The organism is Helicobacter pylori SA37A, assembly GCF_000476015.1.
GTDB classification, from domain to species: Bacteria; Campylobacterota; Campylobacteria; order Campylobacterales; family Helicobacteraceae; genus Helicobacter; species Helicobacter pylori_DB.
Genome location: NZ_CBOO010000018.1, coordinates 1 through 17,295, shown reverse-complemented (window position 1 = coordinate 17,295; position 17,295 = coordinate 1). Strand labels below are relative to the sequence as shown.

General features: G+C 33.5%; 16 protein-coding genes and 1 pseudogene. 5 read left to right on the top strand and 12 right to left on the bottom strand.

Annotation, left to right across the window (positions count from 1 at the left end; all coding sequences use genetic code 11):
* The 8 genes and pseudogenes from QT76_RS07205 to QT76_RS07175 form a co-directional block, all read right to left on the bottom strand.
* Nucleotides 1-1,133 (bottom strand): hypothetical protein (locus QT76_RS07205; protein WP_229306578.1); only part of this gene is annotated, 1,133 nt, incomplete at its 3' end.
* On the bottom strand, nucleotides 1,117-1,938 hold the full coding sequence (locus QT76_RS07200; RefSeq protein ID WP_000592968.1) for a SagB/ThcOx family dehydrogenase: 822 nt from the start codon (nucleotides 1,936-1,938) through the stop codon (nucleotides 1,117-1,119). The genes QT76_RS07205 and QT76_RS07200, both read right to left, overlap by 17 nt.
* An 11-nt stretch (nucleotides 1,939-1,949) precedes the next feature.
* Entirely contained in the window at nucleotides 1,950-3,272 is a 1,323-nt protein-coding gene (locus QT76_RS07195) for a YcaO-like family protein (RefSeq protein ID WP_000912283.1), read from the bottom strand.
* The gene (locus QT76_RS07190; protein WP_033617193.1) at nucleotides 3,272-4,186 is read right to left on the bottom strand and encodes a hypothetical protein; all 915 of its coding nucleotides are present in this window, start codon (nucleotides 4,184-4,186) and stop codon (nucleotides 3,272-3,274) included. Before QT76_RS07190 ends, QT76_RS07195 begins: the two co-directional genes overlap by 1 nt.
* Nucleotides 4,187-4,378, bottom strand: a complete 192-nt coding sequence (locus QT76_RS08155) for a hypothetical protein (protein ID WP_001941815.1) — start codon at nucleotides 4,376-4,378, stop codon at nucleotides 4,187-4,189. It lies immediately after the preceding gene.
* A gap of 185 nt (nucleotides 4,379-4,563) precedes the next feature.
* A pseudogene (gene vapD / locus QT76_RS07185) lies at nucleotides 4,564-4,758 on the bottom strand (endoribonuclease VapD); the annotation flags it as partial.
* A 29-nt stretch (nucleotides 4,759-4,787) separates the two neighbouring features.
* On the bottom strand, nucleotides 4,788-5,054 hold the full coding sequence (locus QT76_RS07180; protein WP_033617192.1) for a type II toxin-antitoxin system YafQ family toxin: 267 nt from the start codon (nucleotides 5,052-5,054) through the stop codon (nucleotides 4,788-4,790).
* Complete coding sequence (locus tag QT76_RS07175; RefSeq protein ID WP_033617191.1) at nucleotides 5,041-5,319, bottom strand: hypothetical protein; 279 nt, start codon at nucleotides 5,317-5,319, stop codon at nucleotides 5,041-5,043. Before QT76_RS07175 ends, QT76_RS07180 begins: the two co-directional genes overlap by 14 nt.
* 171 nt (nucleotides 5,320-5,490) lie before the next feature.
* Here QT76_RS07175 and QT76_RS07170 point away from each other — a divergent pair, with 171 nt between their 5' ends.
* The 3 genes from QT76_RS07170 to QT76_RS07160 are packed head-to-tail and all read left to right on the top strand — an operon-like array spanning nucleotide 5,491 to nucleotide 8,278.
* Nucleotides 5,491-5,826 (top strand): plasmid mobilization protein, encoded by a 336-nt coding sequence (locus QT76_RS07170; protein ID WP_033617190.1) that lies wholly within the window; start codon nucleotides 5,491-5,493, stop codon nucleotides 5,824-5,826.
* Nucleotides 5,816-7,822 carry a relaxase/mobilization nuclease domain-containing protein gene (locus QT76_RS07165; RefSeq protein WP_033617189.1) on the top strand — a complete coding sequence of 669 codons (2,007 nt, stop codon included), beginning with the start codon at nucleotides 5,816-5,818 and terminating at the stop codon, nucleotides 7,820-7,822. The genes QT76_RS07170 and QT76_RS07165 overlap by 11 nt, the downstream gene beginning before the upstream one ends.
* A gap of 60 nt (nucleotides 7,823-7,882) precedes the next feature.
* Nucleotides 7,883-8,278, top strand: coding sequence for a TIR domain-containing protein (locus tag QT76_RS07160; protein WP_033617188.1), 396 nt, complete (start codon nucleotides 7,883-7,885; stop codon nucleotides 8,276-8,278).
* 12 nt (nucleotides 8,279-8,290) lie between these two features.
* Here the strand turns inward: QT76_RS07160 and QT76_RS07155 are convergent, their stop codons facing one another.
* Entirely contained in the window at nucleotides 8,291-8,794 is a 504-nt protein-coding gene (locus tag QT76_RS07155) for a RipA family octameric membrane protein (RefSeq protein ID WP_050578770.1), read from the bottom strand.
* Between the two features lie 294 nt (nucleotides 8,795-9,088).
* On the opposite strand from QT76_RS07155, the gene QT76_RS07150 reads away from it, so the two are divergent.
* Together QT76_RS07150 and QT76_RS07145 are read left to right on the top strand one after the other, a co-directional pair.
* Complete coding sequence (locus QT76_RS07150) at nucleotides 9,089-10,498, top strand: hypothetical protein (RefSeq protein ID WP_033617187.1); 1,410 nt, start codon at nucleotides 9,089-9,091, stop codon at nucleotides 10,496-10,498.
* A 2-nt stretch (nucleotides 10,499-10,500) separates the two neighbouring features.
* On the top strand, nucleotides 10,501-12,972 hold the full coding sequence (locus QT76_RS07145) for a hypothetical protein (protein WP_033617186.1): 2,472 nt from the start codon (nucleotides 10,501-10,503) through the stop codon (nucleotides 12,970-12,972).
* A 40-nt stretch (nucleotides 12,973-13,012) separates the two neighbouring features.
* Here QT76_RS07145 and QT76_RS07140 read toward each other — a convergent pair whose 3' ends face one another.
* Genes QT76_RS07140 through QT76_RS07130 form a run of 3 tightly spaced genes read right to left on the bottom strand, consistent with a single transcriptional unit; the run spans nucleotide 13,013 to nucleotide 16,093 of the window.
* A complete protein-coding gene (locus tag QT76_RS07140; RefSeq protein ID WP_033617185.1) occupies nucleotides 13,013-13,720 on the bottom strand; it encodes a Fic family protein in 708 nt (235 codons plus the stop codon).
* Nucleotides 13,721-13,767: 47 nt separating this feature from the next.
* On the bottom strand, nucleotides 13,768-14,502 hold the full coding sequence (locus QT76_RS07135; protein ID WP_033617184.1) for a Fic family protein: 735 nt from the start codon (nucleotides 14,500-14,502) through the stop codon (nucleotides 13,768-13,770).
* 46 nt (nucleotides 14,503-14,548) lie between these two features.
* Nucleotides 14,549-16,093: a replication initiation protein gene (locus QT76_RS07130; RefSeq protein ID WP_033617183.1), complete on the bottom strand. Its 1,545-nt coding sequence runs from the start codon at nucleotides 16,091-16,093 to the stop codon at nucleotides 14,549-14,551.
* Between the last annotated feature and the right edge of the window lie 1,202 nt (nucleotides 16,094-17,295).

Below are 17,295 nucleotides of genomic sequence, written 5' to 3'. Positions count from 1 at the left end.
TTATAGTAGCCTTTTAAAATGGATTTTTGTGCTGTATTTGGTATATATTTTTCTAGGATTTCTATCATCAAAAGTACATCATTTCCAATTTGTTCATCTTGTGTATTGTAACTAATTTCTAAAATAATTTTTCTTGTTCGTTCTGCTATTTTTTGACTATTTTTAATTGATTTTATATTGTGTATTTTATTTATGATTTTAAAAAGCCATGCGATTTTATCATATGGTGGTGAATGATGGGTAGATTGGAATGATTTTGTCAATTGTTTTGCTGTTTGATTAACAGGTGCTAGAAAGGTGCATCTAGTTAGATTGAGCCAATCTTGAAAATTTAAAATATTGACTGATTTTGTTAGTATATAAGATACATGTTTTAAAAAAGAATGGATGTTTCCTAAAAAATACTCATGGTTTGGATTTTCTAATTTTTTTGGAGCGGTTGGTTGTTTCTTAAAATGCTTTTGAATGGCTAGATGCATTAATTCTATGCTTTTTTTTAATGAAGCTTGTTTACACTGATCTAAAAAAGGTTTAATGTTTTTGTAGTTATCTAGAATTACACTAGCAATAGCAGTGCAACCGTAGGTGTACGGATTATATTTATTTGCACGGTGAGCTGTTTGAGATATAAGCCATATTTTATTTTTTAAGATTTCTTCAAAATTATCAAATAGTAGAGCTACTTTTTCAGTAAACACAGCAATACCCTCATCTATATATTTATTGTTGCTTAATGCAAATAAATGGGACACTTCGTGGCAAAAATCTTTGTGAAATTGTTGGCTATTTCTAGAGATGAGAGCTAGTGCGATCGAGTTTCCAAAATGCAAGCAAAATTGATGTTTTGATTTTTTGCATAAAATAATGATTCTTGTATTTGATAATGTTTTTTGTAGATGTTGGCTAATATTTTTACATCGATTATATAGCAAGGAGCAATCATTTAGATCTTTTTGCTTTAATGTATAGTTGCTTAGAATATATGTTTTTTTAGCTAAGTAGTACCCATATAAGTTGGAATGCAATATACATTTTAATGAATCTAGATATCTTGGTGGGATTTGATTTTCATAATTATTTTGATTAAGCTGTAATTTGTCTAATATTGTTTGTGGACTAATTTTCCTTATCAAGGGATCCTCCATACCAAATCATGTGGCATATAGATTCTGTTTTAAAGTCGGCTTTGATGAGTGAGCTAACTTTATCATCATAAAAACTTGTCCAATGCAAGGTTGATACTCCCAAATCAGTCAGTATTAATGTGAGTTGTTGGGCGATAATTCCTATTTCAATAAGTGCGAGTCTATAACCGCTAAAACCATACTTAACAACTGTACGTTCCCATACCGATGAGATAAGAATAGCACCTTGTGCATTATGTGCCAAAAGATTATTACCCATACAGCAACAATGACTTATCTCACTAATAGGTATTTTTTCAATTAAAGTGTGCAATGTAGATTGAATAGCATTGAAATGCTTAAGGTTATAGGATGTGTCATTGTGCTCTAGAATATAAATTTCTGATGGATATAAAGCTCCTGGAGATGGATAAGGTCTTTTATAAAAAACAATGTTATGATCCACTGAAGATCGAACTTTTTTATTGATTGCACATGTTTTGAGAGCCTTGAGAATAGATGTGCGATCAAATGGAGCTTTTTGGCTAAATTGATAACTTGATCGCCTTTTATTTATGGCTTTTACAAAGTTTTTTGGTATCTTGATATCGATTACTTCTGTATGTTTAGAAGGCATAACATGATAGTTTTTTGATAATTCTTCAGAACCTCGTTTTGAATCAGTATAACATCCTGTTTTTAGTGCTGTTTCCATAGAACTGATAGGATATAATTTAGTTTGGTTATGAAAATCCATAATATCATTGAGTTCTGATGTTTCAAAGCTAGTTGGTGTAATGTATTTCTTTATCATGATTAAGTATCCTATGGAAAACAGTGGGGGTTTCTATTTAAATTAAGTCTGCTTCCTATGTGGAGAAATTGATATTCACTATGTTCTAAAGATTTTTTTTGTAAAAAATTAAAAAAACAAGAAAGTCTACGCTTGTTAGTATGGATAAAAGATTGTCCAGCATATAAAGGTTGTAGTCCACTAGCCATACATCGGATAATTTCAAAACCTAATGATTTTACATCTGGCATTGCAACATCTATGGCTAGTGGGATGAATTGATTTTTTACAAGTTTTTGAATAAGTGTTTCCGTATTATTATTGTCAGATATGTTACTCCATTCTGTAGGAAAATCTAATAGTTCATAGGATTGTTGGGTATGCCAAAGATATTGAGAACTGCGATCTAATCTAAGATACCATGAGACATGATCTTTAAAATTATCAATATCAGTTATTTTCTTGATTTCTAATTTACTTCTTTTCATTTCTAGGCACCAATTGAATGTGTGGAAAGCCTCAATCATAGCTTTTTTTAGTGCTTGTTTTACATTAGTATGACAAGAACATCCGGTTGCAATGCCACCATCTTTTGCTGTTATAGTACAAGCAATGACAGGAATTTCAAATTGGTTCATTAAAGCAAATGTTTTAATACTTAATCCGGTTCTTAAAATTTCTTCAGAAAACTCATTTGGTAGTTGACTTAATACAAAACAATTGTTTAGGCATAATGGAGTAATTCCACAGAGCCAATAGCATGCATAGACATCGCGTTCAATTAGTTCGCAAAGACTAGAGAAAATGGCTTTCTCTCTATCTATATGACAAGCTGTTCCAGTGCTGTAAGTTTTGTCGAATCTATTGCATCCTTCATCATCCATAAAAACAAGACTACGAGGGACAAAATGCTCTTGTCCTGTGCTTAGATTTTTGGCAGCAACAAAATGGATTGGGTTATTTAAATTTGGTTTTTTAAAAGGAGCTGTTTTTTTCTTGTAATCATGTTCGGAAAATAAAATAAAGGTTTCTAGAAATTCTTTAGCTCCATATAGGTTAGATGGATAGTCATAAATACTATTTATATGTGCTGATTGAGAGATGCTATAGCGTTCCAATGCTTCTCCAATTGTTGCCAATAAAGCTTCTTCTTTTGTTAATCCAGCACCAGAAACTTGTCGGTTTGTAATTGGCATTACTCTATCATTTGATGTTAGAGAACATGGATTTTGAAATTCAGCGACATAAATTTGGATTAATGGTTCTAAATGTTGTGTTGGTATTTCTGTTATATAGGTAATCAACCCACATTCAAAATCTAGTAATAAATCTAATAGTTCGCATATTTTTAACATTAAATCATATCCCTAATGGCACGTTTTGGTGTATTTTTTGAACAATAATCACAAAATGTATTTCGTAATACAATCTTATTTGAATAAGTTCCGTTGATAATGTTCCAACTTTCTAGTAAACCTGGTTTTAAAATATGAAATTGCCTTAGGTGAATAAGTCGTAATGTTCTTAGGAATATATAGGTGGCTAAAGATTTAACGCACGATCCTAGAGCAATTTTATGGAGTCTTGTATCCCCATTTCTATTAAATGAGAGCATTTCTTCTTTAAAATGAGAGCTTGCCAAACTTCTCTTAAGGTAGCACTCAAAACAGGCACTTTCATCTCTAACATGAATAGGTCCTAAGCGTATCATTTCGTTGTCACACCAAAAAACTAATTTTAATTGGCTGTTATAAGAGATATTCCATTTACTTTTCAAATAATCAATGTTGTCAGTATCTGAGCAAATTAAAACAATATCTGGATTATTATGGCTTACTTTAATTTTTGTATAGTTTTTCATGTATTTTATACATAAAGAAAATAACTCGCCTTCACCAACAATTTGTATTGTTTTAAAATGTGGTATATTTAAAATGGTGTTTCTAACTAAGTATGTTCTATGGGATTCAAACAATAGGTTTGCATCAATGATTTCACTAATTTCATTATCTTCATTAATACACAACGCACCTATATTGGTAAATAGATCAAATAGCTGATCGGGGTTATATACACCACTTTGCTTCATGTATGTAATCCAAGCATTTTTATTTTGAGAACCTTTGTAATTTAATATTCTAGATATTACTTTTGAATTATAATCTATTGTTAAACACTGAGAATTCGGAAACCGCAATTGAACCTTATTAGATTCAATAATATTACATTTTAATGTGGGAAGAACTTGAAAGACTTTTTTGGAAAACATTTACTCTCCATGACCACCACAACAACAGCAACAACTACTACTTGTGGAAGAACATCTCCCAGCACTAATAACCAATGCAGAATCTTTAATAAAATAGTTCTTATCATTGCTATTATAGTAAGCAATTGATAATGGCTTATTAGAATATTTTTTTGAAAGCGATTTTTTTACAATTGTTTGTTTTTTGTTCATTATAGAATCTCCTTTAATGTAAAAATCACAAAAAAACAACTTGATGGAATTATTTTATATTAAAAGTTATATTATTGTTTAGACTTGTTATTAAAAATTTAACTATTTTAACAATAAACATTTATTTTAGTTACAAACTTAAACGCTCTAATACCCCTAATACCACTAACAGTTTTTTTAAACTACTTAATTTGAGATAGTTTATTAATTGCTCTATAGACTCGTTCTAGAATGTTTTCTTTAGAATGACTAATATAAGCACTCCCTTGAGTCCATTAAACCATGAAATATTCTAATTCTTGCCTTAAATCATCATTAGGTTTATTGTCGCCATATTTTTTTAAAATCTCAATCTTTAAATCAAACGCTAAAGCATACATTTTTAAAACCTTTTTGAAGTATGTCTATTCTAAAACAACTCACTATGACTACCTAACCTAAGCAACCAAAGAGTGTTATTTTTGACTATATAAACCAACAAAACATCAGGTCTAATGTGGCATTCTCTACAAGGATACAACTCGCCTTTTAATATGTGGTCTTTATGCTTTGGAGCTAGTGGTTTTTGTTGTCTTAATTCTAAAACCACTTCATCAAGTAGCTTACTATCAAAGCTATTTTTGAGATACTTTTTGTAGTCTTTTCTAAACATATTGTGGTATTCAATATCCAGCATGTATCTCTCTTTTTAACTCATTTGTAAGCTCATCTAAACTATCAATTTTTGTAAAATTAGCCCCACTTTCTACATCTTTTATCGCTTGTAAAGTCTCTAAATTTTTAGATTTTTTCTCCTCTTTCTTAGCTTGAGAATATCGCTTTTTAATCTCTTTCATTTGTGTTTTAATTTCTAAAACCTTATTTTGATATTTAGCTAATTGTTTTTCTAATTTGCCAAGCTCCTTATAAAATTTAACCCCTACTTCTACATCTTTCAACATCTCAGCTCCTTGTGTTAAACAACATTGTAATCCCATTATATCTAAAACTCAGTCAATCTATGCTAAACTACAATTAAAAGGGGCAAGCATATATTTTGTAATACAAGATTACAAAATAGCTTGCAATGGGGTAATCCCCCTTGACCCCCTAAAAATCAAATAAGGGAACAAGTGAATATAAACAAACAAATTATTAAAAGTCTTAGGCTATCTAAAGAACAATGGCAAACTATCCAAACTCAAATGCAAGAAAAAAATTTAAACTTCTCTCAACTAGTTTTAAACTCTCTTTTAACTCAAAACTCACAAACTCCAACAAAATCTAAAAAACAAAAAGCGATTGCTAATAAAGAACTAGTTATTGAATTAGCTAAGTGGGGAAACAATTTAAATCAAATCGCTAAATGTCTCAACATTAATAAAGGGGCATGGGATAGATTAGGTTTAGAACAACTCATAGAAATCAGTTACCAGTTAGAACAAATAAGATCCAAGTATGTTGGTTAAATTTTGGGGCATTAATCAAGGGGGTGGTGATGGTGATGGGAGCGTTAATTACTTGCTTAATGAAAGAGTAAAGCAAGGCACAGCCAAAGTTTTAAAAGGCGATGCTAATCTAACTAAAAGCCTTCTACTCTCTCTTACTCAAAAACACAAGGCATGCGTAGGGTGCTTATCCTTTGAAGAGTCAAATATTGATGAGAGTTTAAAATACGAACTTATGGAAAGCTTTGAAAATGCCCTACTCACAGAAAGCATGCAAAATCGCTACAATATTTTATGGGTAGAACACACAGATAAGGGGCGTTTGGAGTTAAATTTTGTTATACCTAGAATTGATTTGATAACTCAAAAAGCCTTTACCCCTTACTATCATAGTGCTGACATTACACGCATTGACATTTGGAAGGATTATATCAATCTAAAACATGTCTTTACTAACCCTAAAGACTTAGAAAAACAACACAACATGCAATGCCACAACACAAAGACCCCACAAGGCAAAGAACTTTTAGCAACCTATGAAAAACTAGACAAACTCATACAAGACAACTTAGGAAAGCTATTTAACAGCCGAGATGACATCATCAATTTTTTAAAAGATAATCAGTGTGAAGTTACTAGACAAGGCAAGGATTATATTAGTGTCAAGTTACCCAACGAACCTAAAGCCAAACGATTGAAAGGATTTTACTACCATGAAACATTTAGAAGTATTACAGACATTAGAGATCAACTTAGCGAAGTTAGACAGCGAGAGAGCCAACGAGAACGCCCAAATTATCAAAGTAATCACGCAGAACTTTTGCGAGAGCTTGAAAACAAGCTACACAGACACATTGAATACAAACAACGCTACTATGAAAGATTACACCAAGCTGATCCAAGCAACCCAAGAGACCTTAAAGAACAGCCACCTAGAGCTAGAGAAAGCCAACAAGAAATACAAGGAAACTATACAAGAGGATTTACAAGAGATAAAGAGACAAATTCGCAAAAATTTAACCGAGAGCCTAACCAAGAAAACCTTGATACCAATTCTAACTTTTATAGGGGGAGTAGTAATCATGGGATTATTGATATTGATTTATCACAACATTACAACACCCCCAACCAAAGACCAATTAGAGCATTCATTCAAAATGAGAAAATTAAAACAGAAAATAGAGAGAATAGAACAAGAGAACAAGGAGCTAGAGAAAGAGAACAAAGCTTTCAAGGAATTTTACCTACAGCACAAGAACGAGAATTAAGGGAAAGCAATGCAGAACGAACACTTAAACAAGCTACAGAACGCTTTAATCAAAGAAGTAGAGAACTTGCAGAACGAGAAAGAAAGCTTACTGCAAGCAAAGAACAGCGAGATAGCAAGTTTAGAGAACGACAAGAACGAGTTATTAACCAAGCTAGAGAAAGTTACAGCAGAATTTCAAACGCTAAGCAACGATTACTTGAAATTAGAGGCAGAAACCTTGAACTTGAAAGAGAGCTACGAAACGCTACTTCAAACACACAACACGCTACTAAAGAAATTTCAATCCTTAGAAACGACAGAGAGAGCCGAATTACAGCAAGTGATGCAAACCTTAGAACAGAAAGAAATCTCGCTCAAAAACGATTTACAGACAATGTGCGAACAGATTTTACAACAAGAATTACAGAATATTCAAATCAAAGAGCAAGAGACTTCACAAGCTCAATACAAGACACTACAGACACAATTAGAGAACTTAGAAACAACTCTCAAACAAGAGCTAGAACAATCTTACACGGAATTTACACAAGAACACGAGACACAATTAATGCAATTAGAAGCTTCTACACAAACGCAAAAGAACGAATTAGAGACTTCTTTCAAAGAACAAATGAGCGACTTTCAAAGCGAATGGAACAAGAAACAAGAGAACTTCATGCAAAAACAACACAACTGGATAGAAAGATTAGAGAACACAATCAAAAAATAGAAAACGAGAGAAGTTATAGTCGTGGGTATGGGCGATAATTGCATTATTGATAGCTGTGTTATAATCTAAAAAACATTAAAAAATTATAAGGAGTAATAATGAAAGAATATAAGATTTTTATTAGCCATTCTTGGAAATATGACAATCATTACAATAAGCTACTCAATCTGTTGAAAAAAACAGAATTAGAATTAGAGTTTGAAGACTGGTCTGTTTCCAAAGATAATCCCATACCTACAAACAGAACAGATAAAGAATTATATAATGCTATTGAGAAAAAAATTAAACGATGTTCGTGCGTAATTGTTCTAGCTGGTGTTTATGCAACTTATAGCAAGTGGATAAGAAAAGAAGTTGAAATAGCTAAGAATTTGAATAAGAAAATCATAGCTGTAGAATACTGGGGGAGCGAACGCACTTCGCAATTTGTAAAAGAGAATGCAGATTGCGTTGTTGGTTGGAACTCTGGCTCAATTAAAGATGCAATTAGATAAAGAAATTACAAATTAACAAATTATATATTTTAATATCTCTAATATTTTTTGGAATGAAGAGATATGATAACTAAAAACAAAAATATATAACCCTATAAAAATTTGAGGGATATAGTTTTCAAATCTAGTGAACTCTTTTTTCTTTTTGGCATTTCTTTGTAGCAAATGCCATTCGTATTGACAGAAATTGCATGGTAATTTTTGCTCTATTGAGTTAATAATTTCAAATTTAACACCATTCATTTCCTTATAGTGTTTTAGTAGTCGTATCCAAACCAAGCAGATTAGAATAGAAAAACATAATAATATTGTGCTAAAAAAATCATCAAACGATTTCAATTTATCAATATTATTCAATGAAAAAAGCACACTATTAAGAGCTATAAAAAAATTATTTGCTGTTGCTCGCCTATCACTGATTTTTTCAGCTGAATTAATGGCAATTTTGTATTGTTCTAAGAGAGCCGTATCGTTGTTTAATGGTTTCAAATTGTCGTTATATAAATTCAAAGCCATACACCCATTTAAAACTTGTAATTTATGTTCTACTCTACTCAAAAATTTTAAATTTACGCTAAAATGTAAAAAAACAATATTGATAAAAGATAAGCCCCCTAGTGCCAGCTTTAGCTGGCGGTAAATATGTAACTAGAGCGTAGCTCTAGTATTCCGATTACATGGGACTTGTAAGGCAATATCATGTGGTTTTTTATTTAATGGTATTTATTGTTTTAAAAAAAAGTTAAATTTTAAGAAAAAATAACAATAAAAGTGAATTTCTAAATGAAATGATAGGTTGGAGGTCATGGAATGTTAAAAGATTATTGGGAGTGTTTTAATTTTTTGACTTACAATGATTATGAAGAATGGAGCAATGGGGAGGATTTTTATAGTTTTATTTTTCCTAATTGTGAGAGTAAGGGTGAAATGAATAAGGATTTTTCTAAGCCAAATGCTGTGTTTTTGTATAAAGACTTAAAGACAACTCTAAATGATACCGATAAACCAGCTTTAAAACGCCGTATAATGCTTAAAGACACTTGGGGCGATGATTATGCCGAATTTGTTTTAGAAAACGATTTAACGCTATGTAGCGGCTTAAGTTATAGGGGTAGGCATAATGACTTAGCTCATGCTCAACAAATGAACGCTTTAATTTTTGATTTAGATGGCGTAGGACTAAAAGAAATTACCGCTTTTTTTGAAGTGGTTAAATATTGTGAAAAAAACGAGCCTAACAGATATTTTTGGCCTATACCTAGACCTACCTTTGTTGTTTTAAGTGGGGTAGGTTTGCATGTGTATTATGTGTTTGATAAGCCTATAAATTTATTTCCAAATATCAAACTCCAGCTTAAAGCTTATAAATACGCTCTTACATTCAATATTTGGCGTTATAAAGAGACTAGTAAAGAAAAAGAAACTCAATATCAGTCAATCAATCAATCTTTTAGAATGGTAGGGAGTATTAACGAAAAGCATGGCAATAAGATTATAGCCTTTAAAACAGGCGATAGAGTGAGTTTGGAATACATGAATCAATATGTCAAAGAAGACAAGAGAGTGGATATTTTAAAGCGTTTTAGACCGAGCAAATACACCTTAGCAGAGACTAAAATTAAATTTCCCGAATGGTATGAGAGAGTGATAGTTAGTGGCGAACAAAGAGAAAAAAAGAAATGGCATATTAAAAAAGATGTGTATGAGTGGTGGAAAAAGCGTTGCAAAGAGCCTAAGGGAGGGCATCGTTATTTTTTTATGATGTGTATGGCTATTTATGCTTACAAATGCGATGTATCCAAGCAAGAGCTAGAAAAGGATATGTTAGAAGTTTTTGAAAAATTAAAAGATATACCCCACACTAACCCCCTAACCAAGCGAGATGTTTATAGTGCTTTAGAGAGCTACGATAAGGGATTGGCTTGTTTTAAGATTAAAGATATTGAAATTCTTACGGCGTTAAGAATTGATAGGAATAGGCGAAATTATCAAACTCAAGAAAACCACTTAGAAATAGCAAGAGCTATAAGAGATGTCAAACAGAGTCGACAGGGAAAGACTTGGAACAATAAAGATGGTAGACCCAGCAAACAGAGCGAGATTTTTTTATGGCGTATCAATAACTCACAAGGCAAAAAAATTGATTGTCATAAGGAATTAGGTCTATCGCGCCCTACAATTGATAAGTGGTGGGACACTTACACACCAAACAAGGAATAACAATGGATTTAACCCATTTCAAAAAACTAAGCGAAGAACCCCTAAAATCTCGTGTAGCCAAAGCCTTTTTTGAAAACTTTGACTTTAGCGGAGATAAAATTGATTTTATCATCACTTACAGCCATAAGAACAAAGGCAAGCCTTTATGGATTGAGCCGATTTTATGGGCTGAGGGCAAAAAAGGTAAAAGCGAGCTTTTTAAATCTTTAGCCCAACTCATTCTAACCATAGGTAAGCATAAGTTTTATACGCATTTCCCCCCACCATATTTAGGGGCGTTTGATGCGTTTAGTTTTCTTTTTGTGGAATATCACAAACTGGATTTTATTTTTACACGAAGCGATATAGATTTTTCTGTAACTCCAAGCAACCATAACACCGAGAGTTTTAAACACCTACTCAATGAGCTTACTCCACTCTTAGAAAAAGAAGCTTTAATCTTTGATTATGAAACTCAAAATAAAGAACTCAAAGCCTTTATTAAAGATAATTTACTCTATTCTAACTATTCTAAACGCTCTAAAATTCCTGTAGATAAGAATAATTTCGTGCATGTGTATTTCAAATGGGTAGAACATGTTAAGTCTAGCATTTCAATTGAGTGGCAACAGGCTAGAAAACAAGGCATTTTAGACGCTGATTTTTACTTAGCGGATTTATTAAGCGAGAGTAATGAGACCATTTTGGAAAGCCTTAACACCATTTTAAAAGTCAATCATTACAAATTCAATAAGAAGTTAAATAATTTTGGGGCGTTTAATTTTGATGAAACTTCATTTAACGACAAGCAAAAAGCCCACCAAACCTTTTGGAACATCTATGAACGACCACCTAAAAGAGAATTTTGGGACTACATCATAGAAAGGCGTGATTTACTGGTTTCAAATGATATTAGAGAAAGAAAGGGGGCGTTTTTCACCCCTAAGATTTGGGTAGAAAAGAGCCAAGAATATTTAGCCAAAATCTTAGGGCAAGATTATCAAGATGAATACATCATTTGGGATTGTGCTGGGGGGACTGGTAATTTACTGAGTGGCTTAATTAACAAAGCGAATTTATACCTCTCTACTTTGGATAAAAGCGATGTGTCAATCGTGAAAGAACGCATTAAAAATGGAGCGAAGCTTTTAGAAAATCATGTCTTTCAATTTGACTTTTTAAACGATGATTTTTTCAGCGATAAGTTGCCAAAAAGCTTGCAAGAAATCTTAAAAGACCAAGAGAAACGAAAAAAGCTCATCATTTACATCAACCCGCCTTATGCAGAAGCGACTTCGGCTAAAACGCCTAGCGGCACAGGGAAGAATAAAGATTTAGTGGCTAGGGGCAATCTTATTTGCGAAAAGTATAAAGATGAATTAAATAAAGCCAATAACGAGCTTTTCGCTCAATTTTTCATGCGCATTTATAAGGAATTGAACGGCTGCATCATGGCGAGTTTTTCAACGCTCAAATACCTCAATTCTAGCAATTTTAAAAAATTCAGAGAAATCTTTAAAGCTAAATTTTTAGAGGGGTTTATGGTGCCAGCGGATAGCTTTGATAACGTGAAAGGGCAATTCCCTATTGGCTTTTTGGTGTGGGATACCGCTACCCCCCCCTTAAAACCAACCAATGCGCTCAATTTAGAAGTGTTTGACTCGCTTGGCGGATTTTTGGGGTATAAAACTTTTAAGCCGATAGTGGATAAGGTTAAAAATATAAATCAATATTTAAAGCAATACAATATAAATAATTCTAATGTTTTAGGATTTATTGATTGCGCTGGCGTGGATTTTCAAAACAATAATTTTGTTAATCTAGCGAACAATAAAAATCTTAAACGTAACATTACTTTTTTTGGTTTAACCCTGACAAACCTTCTAATCGGCGCGATCTATTTCTCCATCCGCCATTGCATCAAACACACATGGCAAAACCACAACGATCAATTTTACGCTCCCTATGACGATACGTTCCAAGACGACAGCGAGTTTAAAAACAATTGTTTGATTTTCATGCTTTTTCATTCTAAAAACCGCATTACCAGCACTCAAGGGACAAACCACTTCATACCCTTTGATGAAGAAGAAGTTGGGGCTAAAGAAAGATGCGCTAGTCATGTGTTACTAGACTTTTTAAAGGTCAAATTACAAGAACAAACACAGAATAACAATCTCTTTGACAGCTCCAAAAAAGAAAGAAAGCCTTTAGAATTTAGTGAGAATGCTTTAAGCGTTATTAATGCAGGGCGTGAAATCTATCGCTATTACCACGCCCAAGATTTCACTAAGAACGACTATAACGCTAATGCCAGCTTGTATGATATTAAAGAATTTTTTCAAGGGCGTAACGCACAAGGCAAGTTAAACCCACCTGTGAAAGCAAAAGATGCTTATTACAAACAGCTTTACGCTAACCTACAAGACGCTTTAAAAGACTTAGCTAAAGATTTACAGCCTAAAGTCTATGAATACGGATTTTTGAGAGAGTGAGTTAGAAAATATAATGAGCGGTCATAGAGATTGAAACAGACTATTTAGAAAAGAAATAGCTAACCATTTCATTGAAATTGTCTTGACTTTGCAAAGTGGTGTCTTTCAAGTAGCCTTTTGTGTTGTCATATTCTTTGATGCCCCTGTAGTAAAAGGCTTTGTGTTCGTTTTCTATGATGAAAGGCATGATATTGTTTTTCAAACATTCTTTGAACATCACTAATCGCCCCACCCTACCATTGCCATCGCTAAAAGGGTGTATCTTTTCAAAAGCCACATGAAAATCTATGATGTTTTCCAAACTTGTTGCAGTCAGGCTGTGGTAGCGTTGCAAAAGATTTGTTAATTCGCTTTCAACTAATTTGGGTCTTGTTGTAGCGCTATCGCCTACAAAATTAGGGCGTTTTTTGAAACCACCAATAACTTCATCAGAGCAATTCTTTTTCAAGATTTTGTGTAAAGTCTTGAAGTATTCTAAACTCAAAGGTTCTTGATAGCTTTCAAGCAAGTAATTCACGCATTCAAAATGATTGATAGTTTCAAAAATATCATCAAGTTTGATATTTGCATTTTTTTCAGTTATGAGAACGGATTTGTCAAAAATATGAGCGGTTTGTTCATAAGTCAAACCGCTTCCCTCAATGCGATTAGAATTGTAAGAAAATTTAATTTGGATCAAGTGATAAATGCCATTTTTAATAGCATTCTTTCTTTCATAATTCAGTTTTTCTATGAGTTTGGCAATCATGGTGTTTTTTCTAACGATAGTATTTCTTGAACCAATTTTTCAAGTGCTCATGATTTTTTGACAGAAAAATTTGCCGCTCGCCTTTCTTTCAAAATGGCAGCGTATCGCTCAATCTTTTCTAGTTCTATTTTTTGGCAGTTCTTAATGATGCCAACTAGAGCGTTAGCGTCTTGTTCCCTCATAGCATGCATGTATTCGCTTCTAGCGCTTACTTCAATCACAAAGGGCGTTAAATTAGCTTTTATGGTTTGGTAGAACATCAAGGCTCTTCCTGTACGGCCATTGCCATCACTAAAAGGGTGGATCTCTTCAAATTCTATGTGGTGTTCTGCTACCTTTTTTATTTTTTCTTCACCGCTCAAATTCAATAGCACTTCATCTTGTATTTTCAAACACAGATTATTGATTCTAGGTTGCACCATTATTGGACTTGCAGTCGGTTTTTTAGCCCCTATGATCTCATTATAAGTGGTTTTGAATTTTCCAAAATCAGGCAGGATATTACGAATCAGAACAGAATGGAAATGACCAATCAAATGTTCATCTATGATCTTATCTCTCTCTAAAAATTCTAAAATAAGGGGAACAAAATTGCGATAATTTTCTATCTCATGCACTTCATCCAAGCTCACCGACTTGATAGGGGTCTTTCTGTCTATTAAGATACTCATTGTATCGCCCAAAGTCAGGTTGTTGCCCTCCATAGCGGAGTTGTGGTGTGCCATGCGAATGGTCAGATCCATAGCGTAATCATCAAATTCTAACAATTCTTTATAGTCCATTACTTTGTTCCTAGTGTCTAAATTTAGTTAGCATGCATCTGTCTTTTCACCTGTAGTGTTTCTTAAACCAATTCTTCAAATGTTTCTCATCTTTAGCGATGAAAGGTTTGAGCAGTTTCTCAGGCTTATCCACATCTTGGACTGAGATACAGATCCGATTGTCATTCAGTTTCACAATCCTAGTGATTTTCAGGTAGTTGTTAATCCCCTCAGGGCATTGATCCACATTGAAGTTGGTGATGTTAATCGTTTTGCCAATGTATTGTGCAAATTCCTTGATAGGTTCATTCGTGATGGGGTGGATTTTGGGGGGATCAATTTCTTCTAGCAAGTTGTCTTTTTTTAGGCTGTATCCATTGACATATAGTAGTTCCAAAGCGAATGTCTTGTTGGACACAAGGAATTTTTGGGGGTTGTTTTTGCTTTTAGGGTAAGAAACATGCAAAAACATTTGATTTTTTTCAAAAGTGGTGTTGTCAATCTTTAAAACGATCCCACTGTCATTGTGCCTGAACTGATAGCCGATCAAAGTTTTCAATTCAAGAAACCTAGCTTCCATAGTGGCTTTTGCGTTTCTTTTAGCGATTTGGTTGTGAATATCCCATGCTATGAGCTTGATGTCTCTTTGAGCGCGTTGCTTGTCGGCTTGTTTTTGTTTCTTGGTTTCGCCTTCAGGCAATTGCTCAAAATAAAAGTCAATGTGGGTTACCTTGCGCTTGTCATGGCTTTTGCGTTCTTTTTTATAGCTCAAGTGCTCAAAAGGGTAGATTTTTCTGAGTTCTTTGAGAGATGGGGTTAAGACTTTTTGATCGATGTTTTCCATTTTGTAGTCTTTTGGAATGTCTAAAAGTTCCCTGAATTGACCCCATTCCACGCTCAAAATCCCTGTGCTTTTGTATTGCTTGAGCAAGCGATAGAGTGTTTTAGCGTATTTGCCCCTCACTCTTTGAAATTCTAAAAGTTTGAAAGAAGTGTATTGACCTCCCATTCCTAGATTGTTGAGCAAGTATTGGTAGTTATCATTGAGTTGGACATCTAAGTATTCTATAGTTTGGGTTGGCTTATGGATACGGATTTCAAATTGTTTGAAAAGCATGTAGCTAGTGTGGTCTTCATAGACTTCGCCATTTTCAACATGCTCTCTAATGATCCAAAAATTAGCACCGCTTATGTTGTCAAGCAAATTTTTTAAGACTTGCAATAATTGCCTGTTGGTTAAGTTAGATTTGACCATAATCATGCGTTTCAAATCTTGCGGTTCAAAACGAATGAGGGTGTTCCCTTGATCTTTAAGCCTTTGAAAAATAGCGAATAAAAGATTAGCTTCCCTTTCGCTCAATTTCCCTAGATTAACCTTATTAGCGTTGTTGTGGTAGGTGATATAGGTTTTATCTTTAGGGGCGCTAACCACTAAATCTTTGCATGGTGTGGGGGTGGTTTGTGGCTCTTTTGTTGGTGTGGGTTTTTCTTTTAGAGTGGGTTTTAGTTCTTCTTTTTTGATTTCATGCTTTGATAGTAATTCTTTGATGGTTTGTGGTAGTGCATCTAATATTTTTAACGCTTTTTGTAAATCTAATTGATCAAATTCCACTATATACTCCTTGTTTCGGTATAATAGTGCAAGTCATGATAGTATGTCTATTAATGAGCCAACCCCCATAAACAAGGGATTAGCTTTTAATAAACCTAGTGAAGTAAAGGTGCGAGAATTACAAGCACTAGTACTAACATGAATAATAGCTTCATGGTGTGATACCTCCTAACGAGGTGTCGCCCTCTCTATCCTCCAACCCACTAACTTAACCAAGTCAAGCCAATTTCTCCAAATTTTGTCGCACATAGGAAATACCGCACTTGTGAAACTATTAGCACGCTGTTATCGTAGCTAAAAATTGTTAATAATCATAACTTTAAAATAAAGAAGTTCTGTTATCACTCGTAAGAAGTTCTGTTATCACTCGTAAGAAGTTCTGTTATCACTCGTAAGAAGTTCCCTTTTATTCATTTTCACCCCAAAAATGAGAAACCCTACAGCTTCGTTATTTAGGGGGTTGCAACCCCCATTCCCTCACGCGCGCGCATGCGAGTAAAACATGTAAAAACAACATGGTTGTTTAAAAATGTAATTAAAAACAACGCGCATGACGCGCTACATATTTTGGATTTTTAGTTTTTAGAGGTTTTTTAGGCTAACGCCAGGTTTGCGCTATCTTGTTTGATTTGCTAACGCAAAACAGCTTCGGCTAACGCCTACGCTTTCAAACTGCGATGTGCTTTTGTCCATGCTCGCTAACGATTCGCTTGTGCGGTTTTGTTTAGGTTAGATGGCTAACTCAAGTTAGATGCACTTTTAGATGCTAAACTAGTTAGATTGGCTAAATGGTTAGCATCTAGAAAGGGAAATGAAGTTTTTTTGAATTTTGAATTCTAACTTCCAACTAAAAACAAAATACCCCAATAATGAGCTAAAAATAGCCCTATTTCATCGTTTCACTTAAAAATAGACTAATTATAAATAGCCTACAAGATAAAAAACGCTCAAAACGAAAAATACGAACTAAAAAGACCAATAATCACTAAACCCCCCATTAAAAAACACTAACTTTTCAGTTTTTTGGTAGGAAATATTTATACAGACTTTAAAGAATAAAGCCTTTCGTGTTAGTGTCTATTAGGGTACTTTAGTTAGGAAGATCCTTGCTTTAGCAAGGGGTGGTTTCACAGTGCTTTAGAGAGTTATGATAAAGGCTTGGCTTGTTTTAAAATTAAAGATATTGAAATCCTTACAGCCCC